The sequence below is a fragment of the Methylocaldum sp. GT1BB genome (genome assembly GCF_051027545.1).
Classification (GTDB): Bacteria; Pseudomonadota; Gammaproteobacteria; order Methylococcales; family Methylococcaceae; genus Methylocaldum.
Genome location: NZ_CP194902.1, coordinates 1,714,643 through 1,737,032 on the forward strand (window position 1 = coordinate 1,714,643; position 22,390 = coordinate 1,737,032).

A 22,390-nucleotide genomic window follows, 5' to 3' on the forward strand; every position below is an offset into this window, starting at 1 on the left:
ATGGTGGGTTACGGCGCACGTGAAGCGCAGTGTTCGGCATCGATCGGCGGTATAGTGCGCCTAACCCACCCTACGACCTCCGCGCCATAGGGGCGTAGGTCGGCAATCCTTTGCCGACAGTGTGTCTTACCGTCATCGATCGTTTACATTCAGCCCCAAGCCACCCTGCCGGAACGCTGTTTGGCTCGGTACATTTCCATATCGGCATCCTTGAGAATCTGGTCGGGGTCCTCGTTAGTGCCCAGGAACAGCTTGATGCCGATGCTTGCCGAACATTGGTGCCGGATATCGCCCAGGACGTATTCTTGACCCAGCACATTGCGGATATCGTCGGCAAGGGCGGCGGCGTAATTCCGCGCTTTTTCCGCCTCCGGGCCGAGTCCCTCCAGCATCACTATGAATTCATCGCCGCCGAGACGCGCGACCGTGTCGCTTTCCCGGACAGTGCTTTGCAGGCGTCGGGCGACATCCATCAAGAGTTGGTCGCCGATATCGTGGCCGTGATTGTCGTTGAGCTCCTTGAAATTGTTCAGGTCGAGAAACATCACGGCAACATGGGATCTTTGGCGCGCGCTCGCGAGCTGCGCCTGATGAAGGCGATCCAGCAACAAACGGCGATTGGGCAGCCGCGTCAAAGCATCATAAAACGCGAAGTGGCGCAGTTCTTCTTCGAGACGCTTGCGCTCGTCGACTTCCGCGATGAGCATGGCATGGCTTTGTTCGAGTTCGATCGTACGTTCTCGCAGCTGCTCTGAGAGTTGTTCGCGTCGGACGGCGAAGAGCAGGACTTGATGCAAGGCGCCCCCCAACAGGATTCCGACTAGCCAGAAGCCGCCGCGCAGCCAGCCGAAGTGGCCGCCTCGGCCCCAGCCACGGTCGGGCCGCGCTGCCAGTTCCCAGGTTCCGCCCGGTGTAATGACCTCGGCGATAATGGCATCGGTATCGAATAACGAGTCGTCGCCCAGGAAGGTTTCTCCTTCCGAACCGGTGCCGTCCCTGCCTCGCAAGGCAAGCTGTAATCCCCGTACATTGGGCGCTACGCCGACGCGCGCATACAGGCTTTCGATATCGATCACCATGCTGAGCAGCCCCCAATAGTCTCCCTGGGCGCCGAGGAATACCGGAATCCGGTAGATCAGGCCCACGCCGCCCTGCTTCAATTGGGTTGGGCCGGCGAGTCGCGGTTTGCGTTCGCGGATGGCTCGCTCGACGGCGGGCCACTGCTCCTTCACATCCGGGAAGTAGAGTCCAAGCGCCTTGTCGTTACCCTCGAGCGGATAGATGTAGGTCAGGCGATTGCCGGGCGCAAGTCCGATGTTGCGGACATGCCGTCCGTACTCGTAGAGCGTTTTGAGCATCGGTTCGATCACCTCGGGTTCGAGGGTCGAGCGTGTGGTGACATAGGCGATCATGCCCTGCGTCAGAAACAGCGTGGCGTTAAGCTCGCTTTCCAGCGCGGCTCTGAGTTGACCGACTTCGCTGATGACCTGGCTGCGCTGCTCGCGTTCGGCGTTTTGTCGTTCCAGCCGTACCATATATTCCCCGACTCCGCCGACGCTCAACATCACGATAAGCGTCAGCACGCGAGCCAGTATCATTCGTTTGTGCTGAAGTGCGGCAACGAGCTTCGATTGGACCGTCGAGGGGATCACGAGGACTGCGTTTTTAAGGTGGCGGATAAGTTTACTGCATTTCAACCTGCGCCTTTGTTAAATGGAATTTTAGCAATAACCTGATAACGAGCATGGTAAAACAAGTTTCCCGGTTTTCGGTTCTTAATGCACACTCTATCCGTGAGAAATGCGGATTACTGCCTCGGAGCACCCAGTGCCGCAAGGGAACGATCGGAGCATCGCCGAAACACATTCTCGGGTGCTGTTTTGTGCCGGGGTCCGCTATGGCGAGACGACGAGATGAGCGAGACCGGCGAGCGCACGGTTGAGAGCCGGCCGGCGCTGAAGCGGGCGATAGGTCCCAAGCTGCTGTTCTTCTTCGTGATCGGCGATGTGCTCGGCACCGGCATCTACGCCCTCGTCGGCAGCGTGGCCGGCCAGATCGGGGGAGCGCTGTGGCTGCCATTTCTCGTAGCGTTCGGAGTCGCGTTCCTCACCGCGTTCAGCTACCTGGAGCTGGTCGGCAAATATCCCCGCGCGGCCGGCGCGGCCTTGTACACCCAGCGGGCGTTTAAAATCCCGTTCCTGACCTTCCTGGTCGCCTTCGCCGTGATGAGTTCGGGCATTACGGCCGCCGGGGCGGCGGCTCGCGCATTCGCCGCTACCTACCTCCAGCCGTTCGCTCCCTGGCCGGTGCTGCCGGTGGCGGTCGGTTTTCTCCTCGTTCTCGGGCTGATCAACTTTCGAGGGGTGGCCGAGTCGGTGAAGATCAATATGGTACTGACCGGCGTCGAAATATCGGGCCTCTTGATCGTCATCGCCATAGGCGTGTACGCGGCGGGGAGCGGTCAAGGCGAGCCTAGCCGGCTCCTCGAATTCGACACCGAGGACCGAAACCTGCTGCTCTCGATTTCGGCGGCCACTTCCTTGGCCTTCTTCGCCATGGTCGGATTCGAGGACGCGGTAAACATGGCGGAGGAGTGCCGGGACCCCGCGCGGATTTTCCCGCGGTCGTTGCTGTCGGGGCTGATTGCCGCGGCCCTGATTTATGAGCTGGTGGCGCTTACCGCTTCGCTGCTGATTCCGGCCGAGACGCTTTCGGCCGCCAGATCCGATGCGCTTTTGAAGGTGGTCGCCGTGGGTGCGCCGGCGTTTCCGCTGAAGGTATTTGCCGGCATCGGCCTGATTGCGGTGATCAACTCGGCCCTGATCAACATGATGATGGCCAGCCGGCTGCTGTACGGCATGGCGAACGAACGGATTCTGCCGCCGGTGTTCGGCGCCGTGCATCCGACCCGGCGCACGCCATGGGTGTCGATCCTGTTCACCACCGCGATTGCGGTCGCGCTGGTCGTTACGGCTGGCGAGGATGGCGTGAGGAAGCTCGGCGGCACCACGGCCCTGCTCTTGCTGTGCGTTTTCACCGGGGTCAATATCGCCTGTCTGGTGCTGCGCCGGGAGAAAGTCGAGCATGCGCACTTCCGGGCGCCGCCTGGAACGCCCGTGCTTGGCGCGATTTTCTGCGGCTATCTGGCTCTACCGGTACTATCCGCACGGCCGGCCAGCGACTACGCGATCTCGCTCGCGCTGCTGGGCGTCGGCATCGTGTTGTGGGGAGTCAACCGGTGGTGGATCGGCCGGCCGAGGCTGGCCCGGAAACGATGATGGACTTACGGATACGCAATCGGAAGCGGCCAAAACAGTCAAATTTGAAAGTACCGGAGAAATCGTCATGAGCACTGCAAAATCGGATTCTATCGGACAATACCTCCTCAAGCGTCTATACGATGCCGGTGTCAAACATATCTTCGGCGTTCCCGGCGATTATGTGCTCGGCTTCTACGATTTGATGGTCAAAAGCCCGATCCAGCACATCGGCACCACGCGGGAGGACACCGCCGCCTTTGCCGCGGACGGCTATGCTCGCTGCCAGGGCATAGGCGCGCTGGCGGTGACTTACGGCGTGGGAGCGCTGAATACGGTCAACGCGGTCGCCGGTGCCCATGCGGAGTCCTCGCCGGTGGTCGTCATCAGCGGTGCTCCGGGCGTGCGCGAACAGCGAGAAGATCCACTGATTCATCACCGCTTCGGCCCCTTCACGTTTCAGCGCGAGATTTTCGATCGCATCACCTGCGCCACGGTCGTGCTCGATGACCCGGTCATCGCCTTTCGCCAAATCGACCGCGCCATCGCGACCGCCCGCCGGTCGTGCAAACCGGTTTACATCGAGCTCCCGCGCGATCTGGTCATGGCTGAAGGCTATTCGGTGCCGGAAGAGCCGCTCGAAGAGCCTTCGAGCGATGAAGCCGCCTTATCGGAAGCGGTCGCCGAGACCGCGGAGCTCATGACGAAGTCGGTATCGCCGACGATTCTGGCGGGCCTCGAACTGCATCGACGCGGACTTCAGGACGCTCTGGTCGAACTGGTCGAACGGGCACGCTTGCCGGTGGCGGCCACGTTGACCGGCAAGTCGGTGATTGCCGAGCGGCACCCGGCCTATCTCGGCGTCTATGAAGGCGCGATGAGTTCGGAGAACGCGCGTTACATGGTGGAGCAATCCGATTTGCTGCTGATGCTGGGAGTCACCTTGAACGACATCGATACCGGCATCTACACCGCGCGTCTCGATCCCCATCGCATCGTGCGCGCGGCCCAGAACGAAGTCGTGATCCGCTATCACCGCTATCCCCGCGTCACCCTGTCGGATTTCGTCATGTCCTTGGCGCGCTCGGTGAAAGCTCGGAGCGAAACCTTCCCGGCGGCGCCCGCCGTGCCTGAAGCGAGCGGGTTTCCCGAACCGAACCGGCCGATGACGATCGCCCGTTTGATCGAACGGCTGAATCGGGCGCTTACCTCCGACATGATCGTGGTCTGCGACGTGGGCGATTGCCTGTTTGCCGCGATCGACCTACAGGTCTACGAGCGGAGCGAGTTCTTGTCCTCCGCTTTCTATACCACGATGGGCTTTGCGGTGCCCGCCGCGCTCGGCGCGCAAATCGCCCGTCCGGATCATCGTGCGCTCATCCTGGTCGGAGACGGCGCGTTTCAAATGACCGGCACCGAGCTTTCGACGCACGTACGCTTCGGCCTGGCTCCCATCGTGGTGGTTTTCAACAATTGCGGTTACAGCACCGAACGGTTCATCCTCGACGGGCCTTTCAACGACATCGGCTGTTGGCGTTTCGACCGGCTGGGCGAGCTTTTCGGTCCGCTGAACGGATACGATGCGCCCGATGAGGAAGCGTTTGAGGAGGCGCTCGTCAAATCGCTCGCAGACCGCGCCACGCCAAGCATCATCAATGTTCGCCTTGCGCCCGATGACAGTTCGTCGGCCATGAGGCGCCTTGCGGAGCATTTGAAATCCAGGGTCAAGGGCTGAAGCTGGGTCAGCGAAAAACGAACCAAACTTGGACTACCCGCTCCTGGCCATCGCTGCTGTTCTGAGCGGCGACCGGAAAGCGCCTTTGGGTGAAGTAATTCCATTCGGTATTCAAATGAATATTTATTGTAGGGCGGGTTAGCGCAGCGTAACCCGCCGATCCGAGGTCGCTCGAACGATGCGGTTCACTTCGTTCACCACATCCTACGGCTATTATCCTAGAAACGGCAGTTGGACGCACTCGAGTGTGCGGCGGGTGGGTCGACTGGCCAGGCGCGACGACGCGGCAGGGTCGGCCCCTGTTAGAAGGAGCAACGCCGCCAGGCGGCCCGCCCGTCGTGCAATCGGGTGCGTAGCGGTTTCACCCACCAGGTGAGACTGATACCAGACCGAGCGTTCAGGATTCATCGGGCGTTTCTGGTGCATCGAAGCGGTCAACTGCCGCTTCTAGGATTATCATCCGCCGAGGAAAATAAAGACCAGCGCCGGTAAGACATGGCTTTTTTGACCCGTTGCTCGGCGAGCTCCAAAGCGGCGTGCCGCGGAAGAATGGCTTTGGTACTGACGGCCTCCAAGACCTGCTCCGTATTGCTTCGCACTTTTTCCCCAATCGACGAAAATACCATCGCTTGAGTGACGCCGCGATATTCCAGGGCAGCGCATATCACGCCGCCCGCATTGGCGATGAAATCCGGAACGCAGAGCACGTCGTGCTCGTGCAGGAATTTTTCGGCTTCGGGGGTGACGGGGATGTTGGCCCCCTCGACAATCAGTTTGGTGTTGAGACGCGATGCGTTCGCCGCGTTGATCACATCCGGCCGTGCGGCGGGAATCCAGATATCGCATTCCATGTCGATCACGGCGTCCCGGTCCCGTTTCTCCCCGGCCGTAACGTCGGAAACGCTCTTTCCCGTCTTTTTCAGTTCCATCAGAGCCGAGACATCCAGGCCGCGAGGATTGTAAACGGCGCCCCGACTATCGGATGCGCCGACCAAGACTGCCCCGGCTTGCGCCAGAAAGCGCGCCGAGTGCCGGCCGACGGCGCCAAACCCCTGGATCACGACTCGGGCGCCGTCGATCTTCATATTGCAGTAGCGCGCCGCAATTTCCGTGGCCTGATAAATCCCCCAGCCGGTTGCGCCGACTTCATCCAGCGGAATGCCGCCCAGATCGCTGGGAAAACCCGCGGCACGGCCTATTTCGTCTTTCACCCAGGCCATGCAGTTTTCATCGGTACCCATGTCGGGCGCGAAAATATAATCCCTTTCGTTTCTCAAACTCGAGGCGAAAGCGCGGATGAGTCTTTCCTTATCCGGTCCCGGCATTTTGGGATCGCCGAAAATGACGGACTTGGCGCCGCCATGAGGCAAACCGGCGGCCGCGTTTTTGAACGTCATCGCCCGGGCGAGACGAAAGCATTCCGCCACGCTGACATCGGGCGCCATCCTCAATCCCCCGATGGCGGGACCCCTCGCAACATTGTCTACGACCAGAATGCCTTTCAACCCTGCGGAGGGTTCATAAACGTGAATGATCCTGGCGGGACCCAATGCGTCCGCAAACCCAAAAACATCGCTCGCGTTCATCTCGATTCACCGATGTGCCGGTTTGATGCCCAGTCAAGGAGGCCGCGCGGACAGGCCAAGTTCAGGAAATTCTCCGAGCGAAGCCCTGCCTACGCACTACGACCAACTTTATCACTGTTCTGCTTTCTGAATGAGAGGCCTATCGTTCGGCCAAACTCCCGACCGTCCTGCCGGCCTCTTTTTTCGTCACCCTGCATGCGTGCCAGGCGGGAGTAAGGCGCCGCATCATTCAAGAAGATAGTCGTAAGGCTCTGCCGATTTCGGAAAACAGCAATCAGGTTTGTCGGGTTTGTCCAGTTCCGGACATTGCATCGAGGGACGATCGTCCTGAAATCATTGAGAAATTGCCGTTGCAAACCGATGGCATGTTTATCGCTTCCAATACATACGCGCCACAAAAAATCTGGATACCGTGCAAAGAGGCCGCTCCTACGGTGTCGTTGCAGGCATGGTCCTGTCTGAACCGAAAATGGCGCATTTCGATCGACCCCGGCCTGGTTTGAATCATCCGGAGACCCTTTATGGCCTATGAAGACGTTTGCAAACAAAGCCTGATCGGCGAAGGGGAGTTGGTGCCCTGCAAGGTGGGCGACAAAGAGATCGTCATCATGTGGCCGGACGGCGGAGAGCCGAAAGCCTATGAAGCGCGTTGTCCGCATGAAGGCGTTTCCCTGGGCCAGGGCGATTTCAACGGCAGAATTCTTTATTGCATCGCGCATGGATGGGTGTTCGACGGTCGCTGCGGCAAGTCTCTGCAACCTGCCGGATGGCAGATGAAGGAATATCCCATGCGCCTGCAGAACGGCATGGTGCAGGTGGACATCACCGGCTAGCTTTCGCCATCGGTGCAGCGAACCTGCGCCGACCTCTTTCTCCACCCCAACAGCCCTGGTATTTGAGTCATGGCCATTATCGAAGTCACCGACGACACCTTTCAGCAGGTGATCGAAACCCATCCCATCGTCGTTCTGGATTTCTGGGCAACCTGGTGCGGGCCGTGCCGCGCCTTTGCGCCGGTTTTCGAAGCCGCCTCCGAAAAACACCCCGATTTGTTTTTCGGCAAGATCGATACGGATCAACAACGCCAACTGTCGCAAGGATTCGATATCCGCTCGGTGCCGACGCTGATGGTGTTGCGAGACAGGATCGTGGTGGTTCGCGAATCCGGCGCATTGCCCGCCAGTTCGCTGGAAAAAGTGATCGAGCATGTCCGGGCGCTGGACATGGATAAGATCCGCGCGGAACTCGACGCTCGGGACAAGGCCGCGGTTTCGGGCTGAGCGCCCGGCTGCATTCTGTTTTATCCGGCCGATCAGCTCGTGGGGCAGGGGATGTCCTGACCGCTTTGGCGCGACCTCTCCCGGTTTCCCGCCACCCCGGCGGTACGCAACTCCCAGTCACAGGAGGAATGAGCACGTACCGGTGGGCTTGCCGGCAGGCAGCACGGGGGCGGCCGGGCTCCGGCGTACGTGATCGGAAAGCCCCTAGGCTGCTTTCCGGCGCAGGGGAACCATCTGTGCGATCACCTGCAATACGGTAAATCCATGGGTCGCGATGTCGACGGCGAGGAGAAAGACATCGGCGTTCTTGGTCGTTCCGGCCAGCTTATCCGCACGCATCACGGCCTCCTGCCCGATCCGCCCGGCGGCAAGAATGTCCTTGAATACCTGGACATCGGGATGGTCGTCGCCGAGCTGGGCGATCAAAGCCTCAGCCCGTCCCTTAAACCAGTCTGGAATGCCGATTTCCGCCCACTCGGGGCCGTTGAAAAACGATCTAAGATTCATGGCCATAACAAAAGTCTCCAAAAATCGAGCACCGGGCCGCGCCCGATGATTAAAACTCCTCATCCCTCGCATGCTCGGCGAGCGCTTTTTCGACGATGTCGCGGCAGCGCAGTAGGCGTTCGTACTCCGCTTTGTCGACTTGAACCCACTCGCCTGACGGAGAGACTTCCGCCGGTGGCGCGACGGCCTGGGCGGCTTCGAATAAAGCCCGTTCCAATTGAAAGATGCGTTCGCTCGCCCGCTCGAGGTAAGGCACCGGATTAGCCTTGATATTGGCTTCATGCAGGGCATCCAGGCACAAGAGCTCCCCGAAGCGCCTTATCGTCTGGCGTGTTCTCTTCCCGAAATTGCGCTCGATGACCGTCATAACCACTCCGACTCTTTCTCAAACTCTCGGCGGGCTCCGAACTCAAGACGCCGAAACTGCTCGGGATTTCGTACCTTTCCCGTTACAGCGGCGGTCCGAGGTCGTCCGAAGCCTGCTTTTTCTTCTTCTCGACTTTCGCCGAGGCGTAGCTTCCCGCGTTCTTCAGGGTGACGGGAGGCGGGCCTTCCAAGTTGTGGGAAATCAGCGTCAAGGTACGCTCGAATGCCTTCTGGGCCGCCGAAGCGTCGTAAGTATCGCGCTCTTCACAGTTGAAGCTATGTCCCGCCGGATAATCGTAAACGCTGACGTCCGGTCTGGCGGAACGGAATTGAACGACCAGCTCGAAAGGGATATACGGATCGAGAGACCCGAAATGCAGCTGCGTCTGAATCTTCCGCTTTCCGTATAAATCCTGGGTCACCCCGCAGGCGTAATAGATACTGGCGCAAGCCAGTCCCTTCACCATGTTGGCCGCATGGTAAGCCAGGTAGCCGCCCCAATCGTAGCCGACGATAGCCACCTTGCCGGTACTGGCGACGGCATCGACCGCCGCCTGAATGTCGGCGATGGCGTTCGTCAGTCCTACCTGCCGCGCGAGATCCAGACCCTCGGCAACACCGGCGTCGTCATAGCTCAACTCGACATCTTTTTTTACCCGATCGAAGAGGCTTGGCGCGATGGCCATATAACCCTTCGCCGCGAATGCGTCGGTCACCGTCCGAATGTGCCGGTTGACGCCAAACACCTCGTGAAGCACCACCACCGCGCCCTTGGGCGCGTCCGGCGGCTCGGTCCGATAAGCGGAAAATACGTGGCCGTCGGCCGCAGAAATCTCGATCATCGCACACCCCGCAATCTGTCAATCCTCATCGATACCCTTGCGAAGGCCGTCACATCGACGCCGTATAGACGAAGCACATTCCGGCAAACGGGACGATTCGGGCCTTTTTGAATAACTAAGCAGTTGTCGCGCCAAACCGTGGTCTGAGTGCGTGAGGCAGATGTTTTCGGTGTGATTAGGGCGGGAGCGGTCAGTCGAGTTTGCTGTTGCGGGACGGAAAAATAAGGCACTACGAGCGGGCGGATGAACGAATTTTATCGCCGCTCCGGCCTTGCCGATGGCTGCGGAGTATTGCAACGCAGCTAATTTCCATACAAATAACCTTGTAATTTAGTCGACAATTCTCCACACTTGTGGCGGGTTTGTTCGAACAAAAGAACCTGGCCAGCCGCACACTCGAGCAGGTTGAACTGCCGTTTCCAGGTTGACAGGCTGCGTTACCTTATTCGCTTCACTTGATTGTCGAGGCCAAGTCTCCGTACCGAATTTATGACTGACGAAAACCAAGCGCGCGCCGCCCTGGCGGCCAACCCCTTACCGCCGAACCCGTGGGTACAAGTTACCGATGATGGCATCATCATCAAGGCGGGCTATAGCGACACGCTGCACCGGATGCTGCGCTGGGTTCCGAAGGTGCAATGGGTTCCCGAGAAACGCCACTGGAAGGTGCCCCTGGCCGGCGCCGAGCTGATACGTTCGGTGTTGCCTGAAATCTCGCGCCTGGCCGAGGCCACTCACGAGGAGTTCAGAGTGCCTGCTCCGCCCGCTCAAAAGGAGCCGCCACTCGACGCACGTGCGGATGAGTCAAACCCGTCGACGGGCGATTCCGCCACGCGCGTATTCGACCCCGATGCGTCCGAGCGGGACCTGTTTCGCAATGCGGCGCGGTTTCTGTTCGGTAGCGATTGGCAGCGGGACACTGCTCGGGCCTTGGGCCGGGACGAACCCGCACTGGCCTGCTGGCTGGTGGGCGAAAGCGTGGTAGAGGACGATCCTCAAGTCTTGCTGAACGAGATGCTGGCTCTAATGCACCGGCGCGCCGCCGCAATCACCGCCGCGGCGGATCACCTGGCTGAGGCAATCGCGAGGAAAAAGCAAACCGGCTCCGGTGACACCGGAAACGGCAGTTGATCGTTACGGACTTGGTCGCCGATAACATTCTGTTCTATCTGAAAACGATTTCGTAGTAGGGTGGGTTAGGCCGCGCGGCCGTAACCCACCGAGCGACCTCGAATCGGTGGGTTACGCTCCGCTAACCCACCCTACGTAATGTTCACTCGAATGCCGAATGGAATTAGGCGCGTATCGCACGACACCTGCAAAGTTCCTTTGGTGTTTCCGCGCGCCGTAGCCCACCGACCAAGGCCGCGCAACCGGTGGGTTACGGCGCGCGAAGAGTTCCGTGACTGCCGAATGCTTCGTGGGAGTGCGCGCCTAACCCACCCTACACCAGATATACGAATCGGAACATTGTTTTCGGACGCACCTTAAGCACAGGGCAGGGAGCCCGGCGCCCGCGTTATGTTGGCGTGAGCCTGCTTCTCTGCCGCCGCAACCGCGCGGGCTTCGTCTTTCCTGTCAGCCAGGCTGCATTTCATCGGCATTGGCGACAAATTCGATGCGCGTGACTTCGTCGAATACCCCGTTGGGAATGGTGTGCTCGTACTGGTTTTCATACCAGCTGCGGCAATACGGTAGGAAGATCCTCCCCTGATGGATGTGGTGCAAAACCTTGTCCCCTCGGTAGAGCACGTAATCGACCCCGGTGTTGTCGCAACGGCTGCTCCAGTCATCGCCGAACACTTCGAACTGGATGAATAACTTGGAAAACAGGCGGCCCGCTTCGGTCGTCTTGACCGCGGTGAAACGGACATTCTGGTAACGACGGGCAACGGCGTCGGTGTCGAGGGTTTGCAGGAACTCCTGCAATTTTCCCTTTTTCACCTGCGTCGTCTCGTCGATGGGAACGCCCAGGTCGTTGAGTCCCATAGTTTTGGCGGGCGCCAGTTCAATCGAAGCGATATGTTTTACTAACGAAGCCATAATCTTGCCTTTAATGTGCCCGTGCGCATTGTCGCTCCCCTCCCTGCTAAGAGAGAGCTCAACATAAACCACTGGATTGTTCGGGAGATGCCGGCCTGATCCGGTTCTTCTCAGCGCGCGGCGACGGTACTCGGAAGCAAGGTGTGAATCGTCGTCCATCCCCTCGGTACCGGGTTGCGCTGGAAAAACGCCGGGTCAGCCATGAAGGTTTGTCGCGGCCGCTCGCTGAACACGCCGCCGATGTCGCATAGCGGAATGACGCGGTCCTGCGGCGGCTGACAGTCAACGCAAACCATCCCCCTTACCACGACAACCCCCGCCTCTACATTTCCCCGCGCGATGATGTCGTGCGGCCAAAACCCGAAGATCATGCCGCCGTCGTTAAGCATCACTTGGGTCGAGAGCCCGTTGTCGATCAATCGAATCAATGAAGTAACGTTATTCATCGCTTTCTACGCAATTCCGTCGGGTTCGACCGGTCGATGGACCAAGACGACCTTTGGCCTTGACCGGGACGGCTTATTATTACCCGCATTTCCCGCCGAGAGTTAGCTGCCGGTGACGCTGATCGCGCTCTTATCGAGCAGCGCACTGTTTCCGAAAACGGCTGATGTCGGCGCGACCCGCCCGAAGCTGAGCGATTGATGATCTTGGAAAAAACGCGAAGCGGCCTCCTGACGAAGACCACGAATGCGAAGATCGGAAATGCCCGCACGCTTTCATGCGCGCCGAAACGCCTGCGATTGGGTGTGTTGATCGCCGGCAACGAGCGCGCATGATCATTCAGCAAGGGCGCACACGGCACCGGCACGTACACTCGTTACCGAAGCCATCATCACTGCAAGTGCCGGATCAAACCCGGCAATTCCTTGAAATCGTCGAACCATACCGGACGCACGCCGAATTCGAGGTATTTGGCCGATTCCGCCTCGATCTCGTCCGGGGCCGGTTCCTTCCCCTGTCTGTCGTGCGGCCACTTCAGGAGCGCGTAGTGGTAGCGGCCCGGGTATTCCGCGATGGCTTCCCGAAGCAGGTCGTTCATCGCGTCATCGGTGAACGAACAACCGATATAGAGCGCGATATGTACCGGATTGGCCAGAAATCCCCGATAAACCGTCTCCAGAATCCTGGATCGCGGACCTTTGTACACCGTCAGGTACTGGGACGTCGAAAAGACAAAGCGGACGTCCGTTATCAAAAACAAGCGTCTGGGCGTGTAGCCGTGCAGATGAAAGACCGGTTGGTGCCACCGGCTGTTGCGGGCCAGTTCGTCGGGGTCGCCTCGAAGCTCATCGCCCTTCATGGCCCAGGCTGCATGCGGGATCTTCTGTTCGGCGAGCGCTTCGGACATGAGGGCATCGAAGTTGTAGGTAATGATCGAGTCCCAGCCCGGAAACAGGCCGGGACCGCGCACCGGCACCTCCTGCGCATGCGCCAGTTCGGCGATGGCCCGGTGGATCTCGCCGGGCTCTTTCGCGCGCGTATAGAGAATCCTGGTGAGCAGGCGAAACAGGTGTTGACCGCAAAGGTCGTAACACACTTGCGCTCCCTGCATTAGGGTCTCGACATCGGTGGAAGAGCGTTTGGCCTTCACCTCGGCGAAGATCCTTCGTGCGATTTGCTCCTGCTCCGAGGTAAAGCGCCTCACTTCGCTGACCCGTTGCTCAAAGCGCCAGGTGCCGCTCCCGCCGGTGCGCACGGTGCCGTCGGGAAGGAATTCGATCGGAGCTTGAGGAGGATTGTCGGCGGCGGGCACGGATTCATGGAATTCCAGGCCCTTGTCGAGCGTTTCCTCCAGCATCAAGAGCACCAGATCCGACCAGGACGGCGCACCGGCGCCCATCGAGACTCCGGCTCCCAACACCGGCGACAGCGCGCTCGATCGGCGAATCAGGCGCAGCAGCCCGAGATCGAACTCCCGAATGCGCCATCCGAGCCGGGTCCGGATCTCCTCGATGTAAGGCAGTACCAGACGCACTTCGGAGCGGATATCGGGCAGCGGACGGTTGGATAGCGGATGCTGACTGGCCCGGTAGATCCCGTTGACGTAGGTTTCGAGCTCGAACAGCGCGGCGGCCGGATCGTCGTTGAGAGCAAGCTGTTCCAATCGCGAAAGATCGCCGCCGTGCAGCGCTCTTTGCCAGGCGGCGTGCTGCTCCGACGGGCGCGGGACCAATGACCGATCTTGAGGCATCTTTAAGTGTCCTCCGATTGCAGCAATCGCGCATTTGCCGCCCTGACGGGCATGAAAAACGCAATGGTATGAACAGATTGGGGACGGTAGCTCGTCGATGATCCAAAAGCCGAATTTTCGAGTCAAGGATTTTTAGGCGGACTGGGCCAAGAGGAAACGGCCCCGTCCAGCCGGTAATTTGTCGGCTCAACCGAAACAATCGAAACGCCATAAAGAGGCCGCACTCCCATGGCGCGTTTGAGGCTTCGATCCGCGACCTCCAAAGACGTCTTTGCCCGGCCGGGTGGCCGTGCACTCGCCTGTCGGTTCCGTTACCGCGAGCCGTTGACCCTTCCTTCGCTTCGAACCAAATGCGAAAATGCGTTGATTCAAACGGAACACCCTTTCTGTACATTAGGATGAGATTACAACTCCTGCCGGCGCGCCCGTTGAGCCGGGCAAACGCCTGGATATCCAGGGCATGACGCGGGGAAGATCGGTCTTCCACTCCCCCGAAATCGATCGGTCCATCTGCCTGCCTGCCCCGTAATTACGACCCTGGTAAAGCCGTGTTCGAGTCGCCCCGCCCAAAATTCCTTCACCTTGCCTTATTCGCCGCCGCCTACCTGCTGGGCTCCTGGCTCGGCCATTGGCTGACGCTGCTGCCCGGATCGGGCGTAACCTTGTGGCCGCCGAGCGGTCTCTATCTTGCGGTGCTGTTGTTGAGCGAGAAACGCCATTGGCCTTGGTGGATATTGGCCGGATTGCCCGCCGAAGCGGCCGGCGACCTGTGGCTGTTCCACATTCCGCTTTCCGCCGCTCTTTCCATCTATTTGGGCAATACGCTCGAAGCACTGGTCGGCGCAAGCCTGGTGCGCGGCTGGTGCGGCGCGCCGTTTCAGTTGCGCGGGTTGCGCGAGGTGCTGGTGCTGATCCTCTTCGGCGCGTTGTTGAGCCCCGTCCTCAGTGCAACGCTGGGTGCCGCGATCTTGGCCGCGCTCGGGTGGCAGGCGTTCACCTGGGTTTGGCCGCTCTGGTGGGTCGGCGACGGCGTGGGCGTCCTGATCGTGGCTCCCCTGGTCCTGGAGGTCTTTCAGGCTCGATGGAAATGGCGGGACATCCAAGTCGCTCGCTGGGTTGAAGCCGGGACGATGATCGCCGTGTTCGTCGCTATTGCCCACCTCGTCTTCACCGGCCGATTTCCGTACGGCTACATCATCATGCTGCCCCTGCTGTGGGCCACGCTGCGCTTCGAAATTTTCGGAATGGCGCTGACCATGGCCATCCTGACGGTCATGGCGGTGCGCTACACGGCGGGCGGGCTCGGGCTGTTCGCAAATCCCGACTTCGCTCCCGATGAGCGGCAGTGGCTGGTACAGATGTTCTTGGTCATCGTCGCCTTCTCGGCGCTCGTGGTCGCCGCCCTTACCCGGCAACACCGGCAGGCGCTGTTCAGTTTAGAGCGCGCCTACGGCGAGCTCGAGGCCCGCGTGCTCGAACGTACGGCGGAGGCACGCGAGAACGAGGAGCGGCTACGGCTGTTTATCGAATATGCACCCGCGGCGGTAGCCATGTTCGACCGTGAAATGCGTTATCTCGCCGTCAGCCGCCGTTGGCTGGACGATTACAGTCTCGAAGGCGAGGTGCGGGGCCGTTCCCATTACGACGTCTTCCCCGAGATTCCCGAGCGCTGGAGAAACGCCCATCGCCGCGCACTGGCCGGCGAAGTCGTTACCGCCGACGAAGACCACTTCGTCCGAACCAATGGAACCGTCCAATGGCAGCGTTGGGAGGTGCGGCCGTGGCGCGGGGCGGATGGCGCCATCGGCGGGATAATCCTTTTTACCGAGGACATCACCGACCGCAAGGTGGCCGAGAACGCGGTGCGCGAGTCGGAAGAGAAATACCGAGCCCTGTTCGAGTCCATAGACCAGGGGTTTTGTACCATCGAAGTGTTGTTCGATGAAAACGAAAAACCCGTGGATTACCGGTTCCTGACCGTCAATCCGGCATTTGAACGCCAGACGGGAATTCCCAACGCGGCCGGCAGACGGATGCGGGAAATCGCCCCTCTGCACGAGGAACACTGGTTCGAGATTTACGGCCGGATCGCCTTGACGGGCGAGCCGATGCGTTTCGAAAACCGCGCGGCGCAGCTCCACCGTTATTACGATGTTTACGCCTTTCGGATCGGCGCGCCGGAGGAACGAAAAGTGGCGATTCTTTTCAACGACATCACCGAGCGCAAGCGCGCCGACGAGGCCCTCCGCGCCAGCGAGCAGCGCTTCCGCGCCATCTTCGAGCATGCGGGGACCGGCATCGCCATCACCGACGAAGAGGGACATGTTCTGAAGTGCAATCCCGCATTTTGCACTCTGCTCGGCTATACCCAGGAGGAACTCGGTCACCTCGTTTTGCCCGACCTGGTGCATCCCGACGACTGTGCCGCCAATTTTTCCGCGCTCCGCCGCCTGCGGGAAGAGGAACTTCCTTACTTCGAAATGGAAAACCGCTACCTGCGCAAGGACGGCCAAACGGTCTGGGTGCGCAAGTTCGTTTCGCTGCTGCGTGAATCGGCGGATGTGCCGGCGCACCTGGTGGCGCTGGTAACCGACATGACCGAGCGCCACCACATGGAGGAAGCCTTGCGCGCTGCCGACCGCCAGAAGGACGAGTTCCTGGCGATGCTGGCGCACGAGCTGAGAAATCCGCTGGCCCCGATCCGCAATGCCCTGTACGTGCTGCAAAGATCCGACGCCGAAGCTGTGGCCAACGAACGCACTCGTGCCATGCTCACGATGATGGAGCGCCAGGTGAACCATTTGGTCCGGCTGGTGGACGATCTCCTGGAAGTGTCCCGCATCACCCGCGGCAAGATCGAGCTCAAGAAGGAGCGAGTCGATCTGGCGGTTGTCATCGGTCATGCCGTTGAAACCAATCAGCCGCTCATCCAGGCAAACGACCACGATCTGAGCGTTTCCCTCCCGCCGGAACCCTTGCTTCTCGATGCGGACCCGGTGCGGATTGCCCAGATTTTCGCCAATCTGCTCAACAACGCCACCAAGTACACGCCTGCCGGCGGACACATTCATCTCACGGCGGCGCAAATGGGCAACGAGGCCGTCGTCCGCGTCCGCGACACCGGTGTCGGTATTTCGGCCGGGATGTTGCCCCACGTGTTCGATCTTTTCACCCAGGTCGACCGTACCCTCGACCGGTCTCAAGGGGGGCTGGGAATCGGGCTGGCCCTGGTGCGCCGCCTGGTCGAGCTGCACGGCGGCCGGGTCGAGGTCCACAGCGAGGGATCGGGACGGGGCAGCGAGTTCGTGGTGTATCTGCCGCTGGCCGCCGCCGCTTCGGCCGACGCCGCGATCTCGGAAGCCGCGGTTCCGTAAGCCAGGCCGTCTCTGCACGAGTCGCCGCGTTGAATCCTGGTGGCGGCTAATTCCATTCGGCATTCGAATGGACATTCATCGTAGGATGGGTAGAGCGAAGCGAAACCCATCGATGGTGGGATAGCCCCTCGGCTCCGCTCGCGACAGGCTCCGCGTAACCCACCGATCCGAGGTCGCGCGGTGGGTTGCGGCCTCGCGGCCTGCTGCTCGAATTTTCCGACGGCGATATCCGGGTAGCCCGTGATGGGCCGGTGACATTGAACGCCTCGCCCGCTTGGGCAATGCCGGTCCTGCGGCATAGCCGGATAGGCGTTCCGGATCAGGGGCTGGTCGGATCCCAAATAAGACGGGCGAGATCCGTCAAGTCGACATCCCGGTCGACGGGACATTGCGGGCAATCCAGGCGATTGGGCCGATTCGGGCATCGGCTGCATTGGCGAATCAGCATCTCAGCCCGTTCAAGATCGCGTTCCACCAATTCCAGCTCGCTCCGGGTCGAATCAATCCATCCCCGCAGTTCATCCAGGAGCGGCAATACCTTCGATACGGCTTCCGCCCCGGAGCCGCATTGCTCGCGAACGCAAGCGAGCCGCTGGACATCGCTCAATTCCATCCCCAAGCGGGCAAGCCGGAGGACGATCGCCATGCGTTTGACGTCTTTCTTGCGGTAAAGCCGGGTCCCGCCACGGGTCCGTTCGGGCGCGATCAGGCCCAGTTCTTCGTACAGGCGGATAGTTCTGGGCGTGGTTCCCAGGTCTTCGGCTAACTCGCCGATCTTCAGCATGTCGCGCTGGTCGCGCGGAGGGAGGCGCATAACCATTACATCTCTATATTTGACGTTTACGGAAGATTCTGTTGACGCATCGGATGGAGCCGAGTTATAAGGTTTCCATCCAAGATTGGTTTTATATTAATGAATTTTAATTAAATATAGATATTGATGAGCTTCAGGAATGCGAGCAAACAAGGCTTTTTGGGTTGACATGTTATTCCGTTACAGGACGAAAGTGATGGCCTGTCACCGGTTGGCGCTGACGGGCGGAGTTTATCCTCGCTCGCTGCGGGTTACCCTGGTCGTCGGCACGCTCTTGAATCTTATCAACCAACCCGAGGCTCTCCTGGGCGCGTCGCCCTGGAATTTGACGCAGGCGATTTTGACGTATGCGGTGCCTTTTCTTGTCGCCACCTATGGTGCCGTGTCCGGGAGCACCCGACAGAACGGCCGCTCGGCATGAACGCTGATAGAGACACTTTGCGGCCGAAAGTGATCTCCTCCATTTCGTTATCTTGCGGAGAATACCATGACGATTCCAACTGAACCGATAGGCAGCATTCCCCGTCCTCCGGAGCTTCTTGCGTTATTGCGGGAGTTTCGTGCCGGTCGAGCTTCCTCGGAACGACTGGCGACGGTGTCCGAGGAGGCTCTGCGCGATACCCTCCGCCGCTTCGAAGACACCGGGTCGCCAGTCGTTACGGATGGCGAACAAACCAAGCCGAGCTTTGCCACTTATCCGCTACAGGGCCTTCCCAACATCGCCCCGGACGGCGCGGTCATTACGTTTGCCGATGGCCATACGCGCCAGTTGCCGCGGTTGACGGCGGAGCCGTTTCGCTATGCGACGTACGCCGACCAATACCTCCGGGCTGCCCAACGCCTGACCTCATTGCCCGTGAAGCAGGCCGTCATTTCGGCTTCGGCGCTCAGTCTGATCTATCCGCCCGACGGGATCGAAGGCTATCCTCGGGAAGCTTTCCTCGACGACCTCGTCCGGGAAGCCGCCCGGGATATCCGGGGTTGTCTCGAGGCGGGAGCCTATCGCGTGCAGATCGATTTCACGGAGGGTCGGCTCGCGGTCAAGCTCGATCCCTCGAAGCGGTTGCTTCGGGAATTCATCGCTTTGAACAATCGCGTGCTCGATCATTTCACTCCCGAGGAGCGGCGGCGCATCGGCGTTCATACCTGCCCCGGCGGCGACCGCGACTCGACCCACAGTGCGGACGTGGACTATGCCGAACTCTTGCCGAGTTTGCTCGAGCTCAAGGCCGACAATTTTTACGTTCAGCTGGCCAGCGAAAAACAGTCCGACCGCGCGCTCGCCGCGCTTCGGCGGCATGTGTGGCCGGGGCAGAGGATTTTCGTCGGCGTGATCGACGTGCTCAATCCGGAGGTCGAGACGCCGGAGGCGGTGCGCGATCGCGTGTTGAAGGCCGCAGAATACCTTTCGCTCGATCAACTGGGAACGACCGATGATTGCGGCTTTTCGCCGTTCGAGGACGACACCTCGACCGGCCGCGATACGGCGTTCGGAAAGATTCGATCGAGAGTGCTGGGTACGAAGCTAGCCGAGCTCATTCTGGAACGATAGCCGATCGAGAGGCTTGGAAGACAGGGACATGGAAAGTCGGTCAGGCTTTGGCGCTTTGATGGCCCGCCTGTTCTCCCGTCACCCGGTACGCCATGTCCGGCTGCCGTGATGGTTACGACTGCGTAAATCTCGTATTCCGTCTCAAGATATCGACGGATGTCTCTCGGCCTTGACAAAGGGTCCTCAAGAGGCGTATTACCGCTCGGGAAAGGCTCATGACGCTCAAATAAAAAAGGAGAAAGCTCATGGCAACTCTGAGTTGGTCGCTCACGATACAGGTCAGTGGCAGCGCGGCGGTGACTCTTTCCCGCCCGCCTCAGGAGATCGAGGCAACCGACCGGATCGAGGTTTCGATCCAGCCGGGCGACAGCGATAAGGTCATCGACCTGCAACCGGGGGGAAGCAGCGCCATTCACCTTCTGGTGATCAAGTCTTCCGCTTACGGTACGCATCTGAGCTTCAAGGTCAGTGACGGGACCACCGATTCCTCCTCTCTGACACTGGACAGTCCCCAAATCTTCTCCGGTGGCGGCGTCGCCTTGTTCGGCGTGGCGCCACGCCAAATGAAATTCACCAATAGCAGCTCCGACAAGCCCGCCAGCGTCGAGATCCTCGTCGCGCGGGATGCCACGCCTTGATATGACGGCCGGGGATGCAGGTCCCCGTTCTTAACCAACCAGTCGATACGGAGAGATCGCCATGCCCGTTGCTCTTACCTATCCCGGTGTCTATATCGAAGAAGTGCCCAGCGGCGTTCGAACCATCACGGGCGTGGCCACCTCCATTACCGCCTTCATCGGAAGGGCGTTGCAAGGCCCCGTGAACCAAGCCGTTCGCATCCAGAGCTTCGCCGAGTACACCCGCCTCTTCGGCGGTTTGTGGCAGGCCAGCACCATGAGCTATGCCGTCAGCCATTTCTTCCAGCACGGCGGGAGCGATGCGATCATCGTGCGGGTCTTCAATGGCGACGTGGCGGCCAGCACCGCGACCATCACCCTGGTCACGACGACCGGCAACCTGGTGTTGGAAGCATCCAGCCCAGGCACCTGGGGTGCCGCCCTGCGCGCTACGGTGGATCACGAAACCCGCGATCCGGGCGACACGGCCCTGTTCAACCTGACCGTCGAGCAGCTCGACCGCCCCGGCGGCACACGGGTGATCGCCTCCGAGCGTTTCCGCAACGTGTCGGGCAAGGTCACGGATCCGCGCTTCGTCGATACCGTTCTCGCCCAGGGGTCGAGTTTCGTGAGGGTGCGTACCTCGGCACCGGACGGCGAAAGCCCCACCGACGCCACGCAAGCGGCGGTAGGCAACGCCACCGACGACGGAGACCCGCTGGTCGACGGGCAAATCACCGGCGATCCGAATCAACGCACCGGGATCCATGCCCTGGAGCCGGTCGACCTGTTCAACTTGCTCTGCATTCCGCCTCTGGGAACGGAGCGGGATACGCCGCCGGCCGGCACCGGTGCGTCGTGGCCGGATGTCGACAACGCGACCTGGGCCGCCGCGGCAAGTTACTGCCAGGACCGCCGGGCGATGTTGATCGTCGACCCGCCCGCGGCCTGGACCGCGAATCCGAGCACGGCGGTCGCCACGGCCGAGGCCGGGGTGAACGGGGTCCGCGGAACCATCGGCAACGACGACGCCCGCAACGCGGTCATGTATTTCCCGCGGCTCCGAATGCCGGACCCCCTCAACGAGAATCGCCTGGGCAGCTTCGCCCCGTGCGGCGCAGTGGCCGGGATCATGGCGCGGACCGACGCCCAGCGCGGCGTGTGGAAAGCGCCGGCCGGCCTGGAAGCGTCGTTCTCCGGGGTCCAGGAATTCACCTACACCCTCACCGACGGCGAGAACGGGCGCTTGAATCCCCTGGGCCTCAACTGCCTGCGCAGCTTTCCGGTCGCCGGCAAGGTCGTGTGGGGCGCCCGCACCCTGGTCGGGGCCGATCTGCTCGCTTCGGAATGGAAATACCTGCCGGTGCGGCGTATGGCCCTCTTTCTCGAGGAAAGTCTTTACCGCGGCACCCAGTGGGTGGTGTTCGAGCCCAACGATGAACCCCTCTGGGCGCAGATCCGGCTCAACGTGGGCGCGTTCATGCAGAACCTGTTCCGCCAGGGCGCTTTCCAGGGCCAGAGTCCCAGGGAAGCGTATCTCGTCAAGTGCGACCGCGAGACCACCACGCAGAACGATATCAATTTGGGCATCGTGAACATCCTGGTGGGCTTCGCTCCGCTCAAGCCCGCCGAATTCGTGGTGATCCGCATCCAGCAGTTGGCCGGACAGATTCAGGCTTAACCGGGGAGAATTCAAGATGGCGCAGTTTTCCGTGAACGCTCAGCGTTTCGATCCGTACAAGAACTTCAAATTCCGCGTGAAATGGGACGGCCGCTACGTCGCCGGCATCTCCAAGGTGGGCGCTCTCAAGCGCTCCACCGAGATGGTCGAACACCGCGAAGGCGGCGACCCTTCCACCTCGCGCAAGTCTCCCGGTCGCACCAAGTTCGAGGCCATCACGCTCGAACGGGGCGTCACCCACGATACCGAATTCGAGAAATGGGCGAACAAGGTGTGGAACTTCGGCTCCGGCCTGGGCGCCGAGGTCTCGCTGAAGGATTTCCGCAAGGACATCATCATCGAGGTCTACAACGAGGCCGGGCAACTCGCGCTGGCCTACAAGGTGTTCCGCTGCTGGGTGTCCGAGTACCAGGCGCTGCCCGATCTCGACGCCAATGCCAACGCCGTGGCGATCCAGACCATCAAGCTCGAGAACGAGGGCTGGGAGCGCGATTACGACGTGACCGAGCCCGCCGAGACTAGCTTCACCGAACCGGATTGAA

The 22,390-nt window shown here is 60.5% G+C and carries 20 protein-coding genes; 11 read left to right on the forward strand and 9 right to left on the reverse strand.

Going from position 1 to position 22,390, the window contains the following annotated elements; translation table 11 throughout:
• Positions 1-149: 149 nt before the first annotated feature.
• Positions 150-1,598 (reverse strand): diguanylate cyclase domain-containing protein, encoded by a 1,449-nt coding sequence (locus ACR2TX_RS09070; RefSeq protein WP_434131867.1) that lies wholly within the window; start codon positions 1,596-1,598, stop codon positions 150-152.
• A gap of 315 nt (positions 1,599-1,913) precedes the next feature.
• On the opposite strand from ACR2TX_RS09070, the gene ACR2TX_RS09075 reads away from it, so the two are divergent.
• Positions 1,914-3,278, forward strand: coding sequence for an APC family permease (locus ACR2TX_RS09075; RefSeq protein WP_434131869.1), 1,365 nt, complete (start codon positions 1,914-1,916; stop codon positions 3,276-3,278).
• 67 nt (positions 3,279-3,345) lie between these two features.
• Positions 3,346-4,992: an alpha-keto acid decarboxylase family protein gene (locus tag ACR2TX_RS09080; RefSeq protein WP_077729961.1), complete on the forward strand. Its 1,647-nt coding sequence runs from the start codon at positions 3,346-3,348 to the stop codon at positions 4,990-4,992.
• Positions 4,993-5,426: 434 nt separating this feature from the next.
• Here ACR2TX_RS09080 and ACR2TX_RS09085 read toward each other — a convergent pair whose 3' ends face one another.
• Positions 5,427-6,578 (reverse strand): Glu/Leu/Phe/Val family dehydrogenase, encoded by a 1,152-nt coding sequence (locus ACR2TX_RS09085; protein ID WP_077729962.1) that lies wholly within the window; start codon positions 6,576-6,578, stop codon positions 5,427-5,429.
• Between the two features lie 521 nt (positions 6,579-7,099).
• On the opposite strand from ACR2TX_RS09085, the gene ACR2TX_RS09090 reads away from it, so the two are divergent.
• Both ACR2TX_RS09090 and ACR2TX_RS09095 read left to right on the forward strand, forming a co-directional pair.
• Positions 7,100-7,411 carry a Rieske (2Fe-2S) protein gene (locus ACR2TX_RS09090; RefSeq protein ID WP_077729963.1) on the forward strand — a complete coding sequence of 104 codons (312 nt, stop codon included), beginning with the start codon at positions 7,100-7,102 and terminating at the stop codon, positions 7,409-7,411.
• Between the two features lie 69 nt (positions 7,412-7,480).
• Positions 7,481-7,858 (forward strand): thioredoxin family protein, encoded by a 378-nt coding sequence (locus tag ACR2TX_RS09095; protein WP_077729964.1) that lies wholly within the window; start codon positions 7,481-7,483, stop codon positions 7,856-7,858.
• Positions 7,859-8,062: 204 nt separating this feature from the next.
• Here the strand turns inward: ACR2TX_RS09095 and ACR2TX_RS09100 are convergent, their stop codons facing one another.
• The 3 genes from ACR2TX_RS09100 to ACR2TX_RS09110 form a co-directional block, all read right to left on the reverse strand.
• Complete coding sequence (locus tag ACR2TX_RS09100; protein ID WP_434131871.1) at positions 8,063-8,365, reverse strand: hypothetical protein; 303 nt, start codon at positions 8,363-8,365, stop codon at positions 8,063-8,065.
• Positions 8,366-8,414: 49 nt separating this feature from the next.
• Positions 8,415-8,732 (reverse strand): hypothetical protein, encoded by a 318-nt coding sequence (locus ACR2TX_RS09105; RefSeq protein ID WP_086134049.1) that lies wholly within the window; start codon positions 8,730-8,732, stop codon positions 8,415-8,417.
• A gap of 82 nt (positions 8,733-8,814) precedes the next feature.
• Positions 8,815-9,573 carry a dienelactone hydrolase family protein gene (locus ACR2TX_RS09110; protein ID WP_434131873.1) on the reverse strand — a complete coding sequence of 253 codons (759 nt, stop codon included), beginning with the start codon at positions 9,571-9,573 and terminating at the stop codon, positions 8,815-8,817.
• 489 nt (positions 9,574-10,062) lie between these two features.
• Here ACR2TX_RS09110 and ACR2TX_RS09115 point away from each other — a divergent pair, with 489 nt between their 5' ends.
• Positions 10,063-10,704, forward strand: a complete 642-nt coding sequence (locus tag ACR2TX_RS09115; protein ID WP_434131875.1) for a hypothetical protein — start codon at positions 10,063-10,065, stop codon at positions 10,702-10,704.
• 447 nt (positions 10,705-11,151) lie between these two features.
• On the opposite strand, the gene ACR2TX_RS09120 is transcribed toward ACR2TX_RS09115, so the two are convergent.
• The 3 genes from ACR2TX_RS09120 to ACR2TX_RS09130 form a co-directional block, all read right to left on the reverse strand.
• Positions 11,152-11,775, reverse strand: a complete 624-nt coding sequence (locus ACR2TX_RS09120; protein ID WP_434131877.1) for a hypothetical protein — start codon at positions 11,773-11,775, stop codon at positions 11,152-11,154.
• Positions 11,727-12,062 (reverse strand): hypothetical protein, encoded by a 336-nt coding sequence (locus ACR2TX_RS09125; RefSeq protein ID WP_077729970.1) that lies wholly within the window; start codon positions 12,060-12,062, stop codon positions 11,727-11,729. The genes ACR2TX_RS09120 and ACR2TX_RS09125 overlap by 49 nt, the downstream gene beginning before the upstream one ends.
• Positions 12,063-12,451: 389 nt before the next feature.
• Entirely contained in the window at positions 12,452-13,810 is a 1,359-nt protein-coding gene (locus ACR2TX_RS09130) for an SIR2 family NAD-dependent protein deacylase (protein WP_434131879.1), read from the reverse strand.
• Positions 13,811-14,358: 548 nt separating this feature from the next.
• Here ACR2TX_RS09130 and ACR2TX_RS09135 point away from each other — a divergent pair.
• Complete coding sequence (locus ACR2TX_RS09135; RefSeq protein WP_434131881.1) at positions 14,359-17,184, forward strand: PAS domain S-box protein; 2,826 nt, start codon at positions 14,359-14,361, stop codon at positions 17,182-17,184.
• A gap of 319 nt (positions 17,185-17,503) precedes the next feature.
• Here the strand turns inward: ACR2TX_RS09135 and ACR2TX_RS09140 are convergent, their stop codons facing one another.
• Positions 17,504-17,998 (reverse strand): MerR family transcriptional regulator, encoded by a 495-nt coding sequence (locus ACR2TX_RS09140; protein WP_168175393.1) that lies wholly within the window; start codon positions 17,996-17,998, stop codon positions 17,504-17,506.
• 196 nt (positions 17,999-18,194) lie between these two features.
• On the opposite strand from ACR2TX_RS09140, the gene nrtS reads away from it, so the two are divergent.
• From nrtS to ACR2TX_RS09165, 5 genes are all read left to right on the forward strand, one after another.
• Entirely contained in the window at positions 18,195-18,419 is a 225-nt protein-coding gene (gene nrtS / locus ACR2TX_RS09145) for a nitrate/nitrite transporter NrtS (RefSeq protein WP_133718773.1), read from the forward strand.
• Between the two features lie 66 nt (positions 18,420-18,485).
• Positions 18,486-19,550: a cobalamin-independent methionine synthase II family protein gene (locus ACR2TX_RS09150; protein ID WP_434131883.1), complete on the forward strand. Its 1,065-nt coding sequence runs from the start codon at positions 18,486-18,488 to the stop codon at positions 19,548-19,550.
• A gap of 245 nt (positions 19,551-19,795) precedes the next feature.
• A complete protein-coding gene (locus ACR2TX_RS09155) occupies positions 19,796-20,188 on the forward strand; it encodes a hypothetical protein (protein WP_077729975.1) in 393 nt (130 codons plus the stop codon).
• A gap of 61 nt (positions 20,189-20,249) precedes the next feature.
• Positions 20,250-21,848 (forward strand): phage tail sheath family protein, encoded by a 1,599-nt coding sequence (locus ACR2TX_RS09160; RefSeq protein ID WP_434131886.1) that lies wholly within the window; start codon positions 20,250-20,252, stop codon positions 21,846-21,848.
• A 16-nt stretch (positions 21,849-21,864) separates the two neighbouring features.
• Positions 21,865-22,389 (forward strand): phage tail protein, encoded by a 525-nt coding sequence (locus ACR2TX_RS09165; protein ID WP_077729977.1) that lies wholly within the window; start codon positions 21,865-21,867, stop codon positions 22,387-22,389.
• Position 22,390 lies beyond the last annotated feature (1 nt).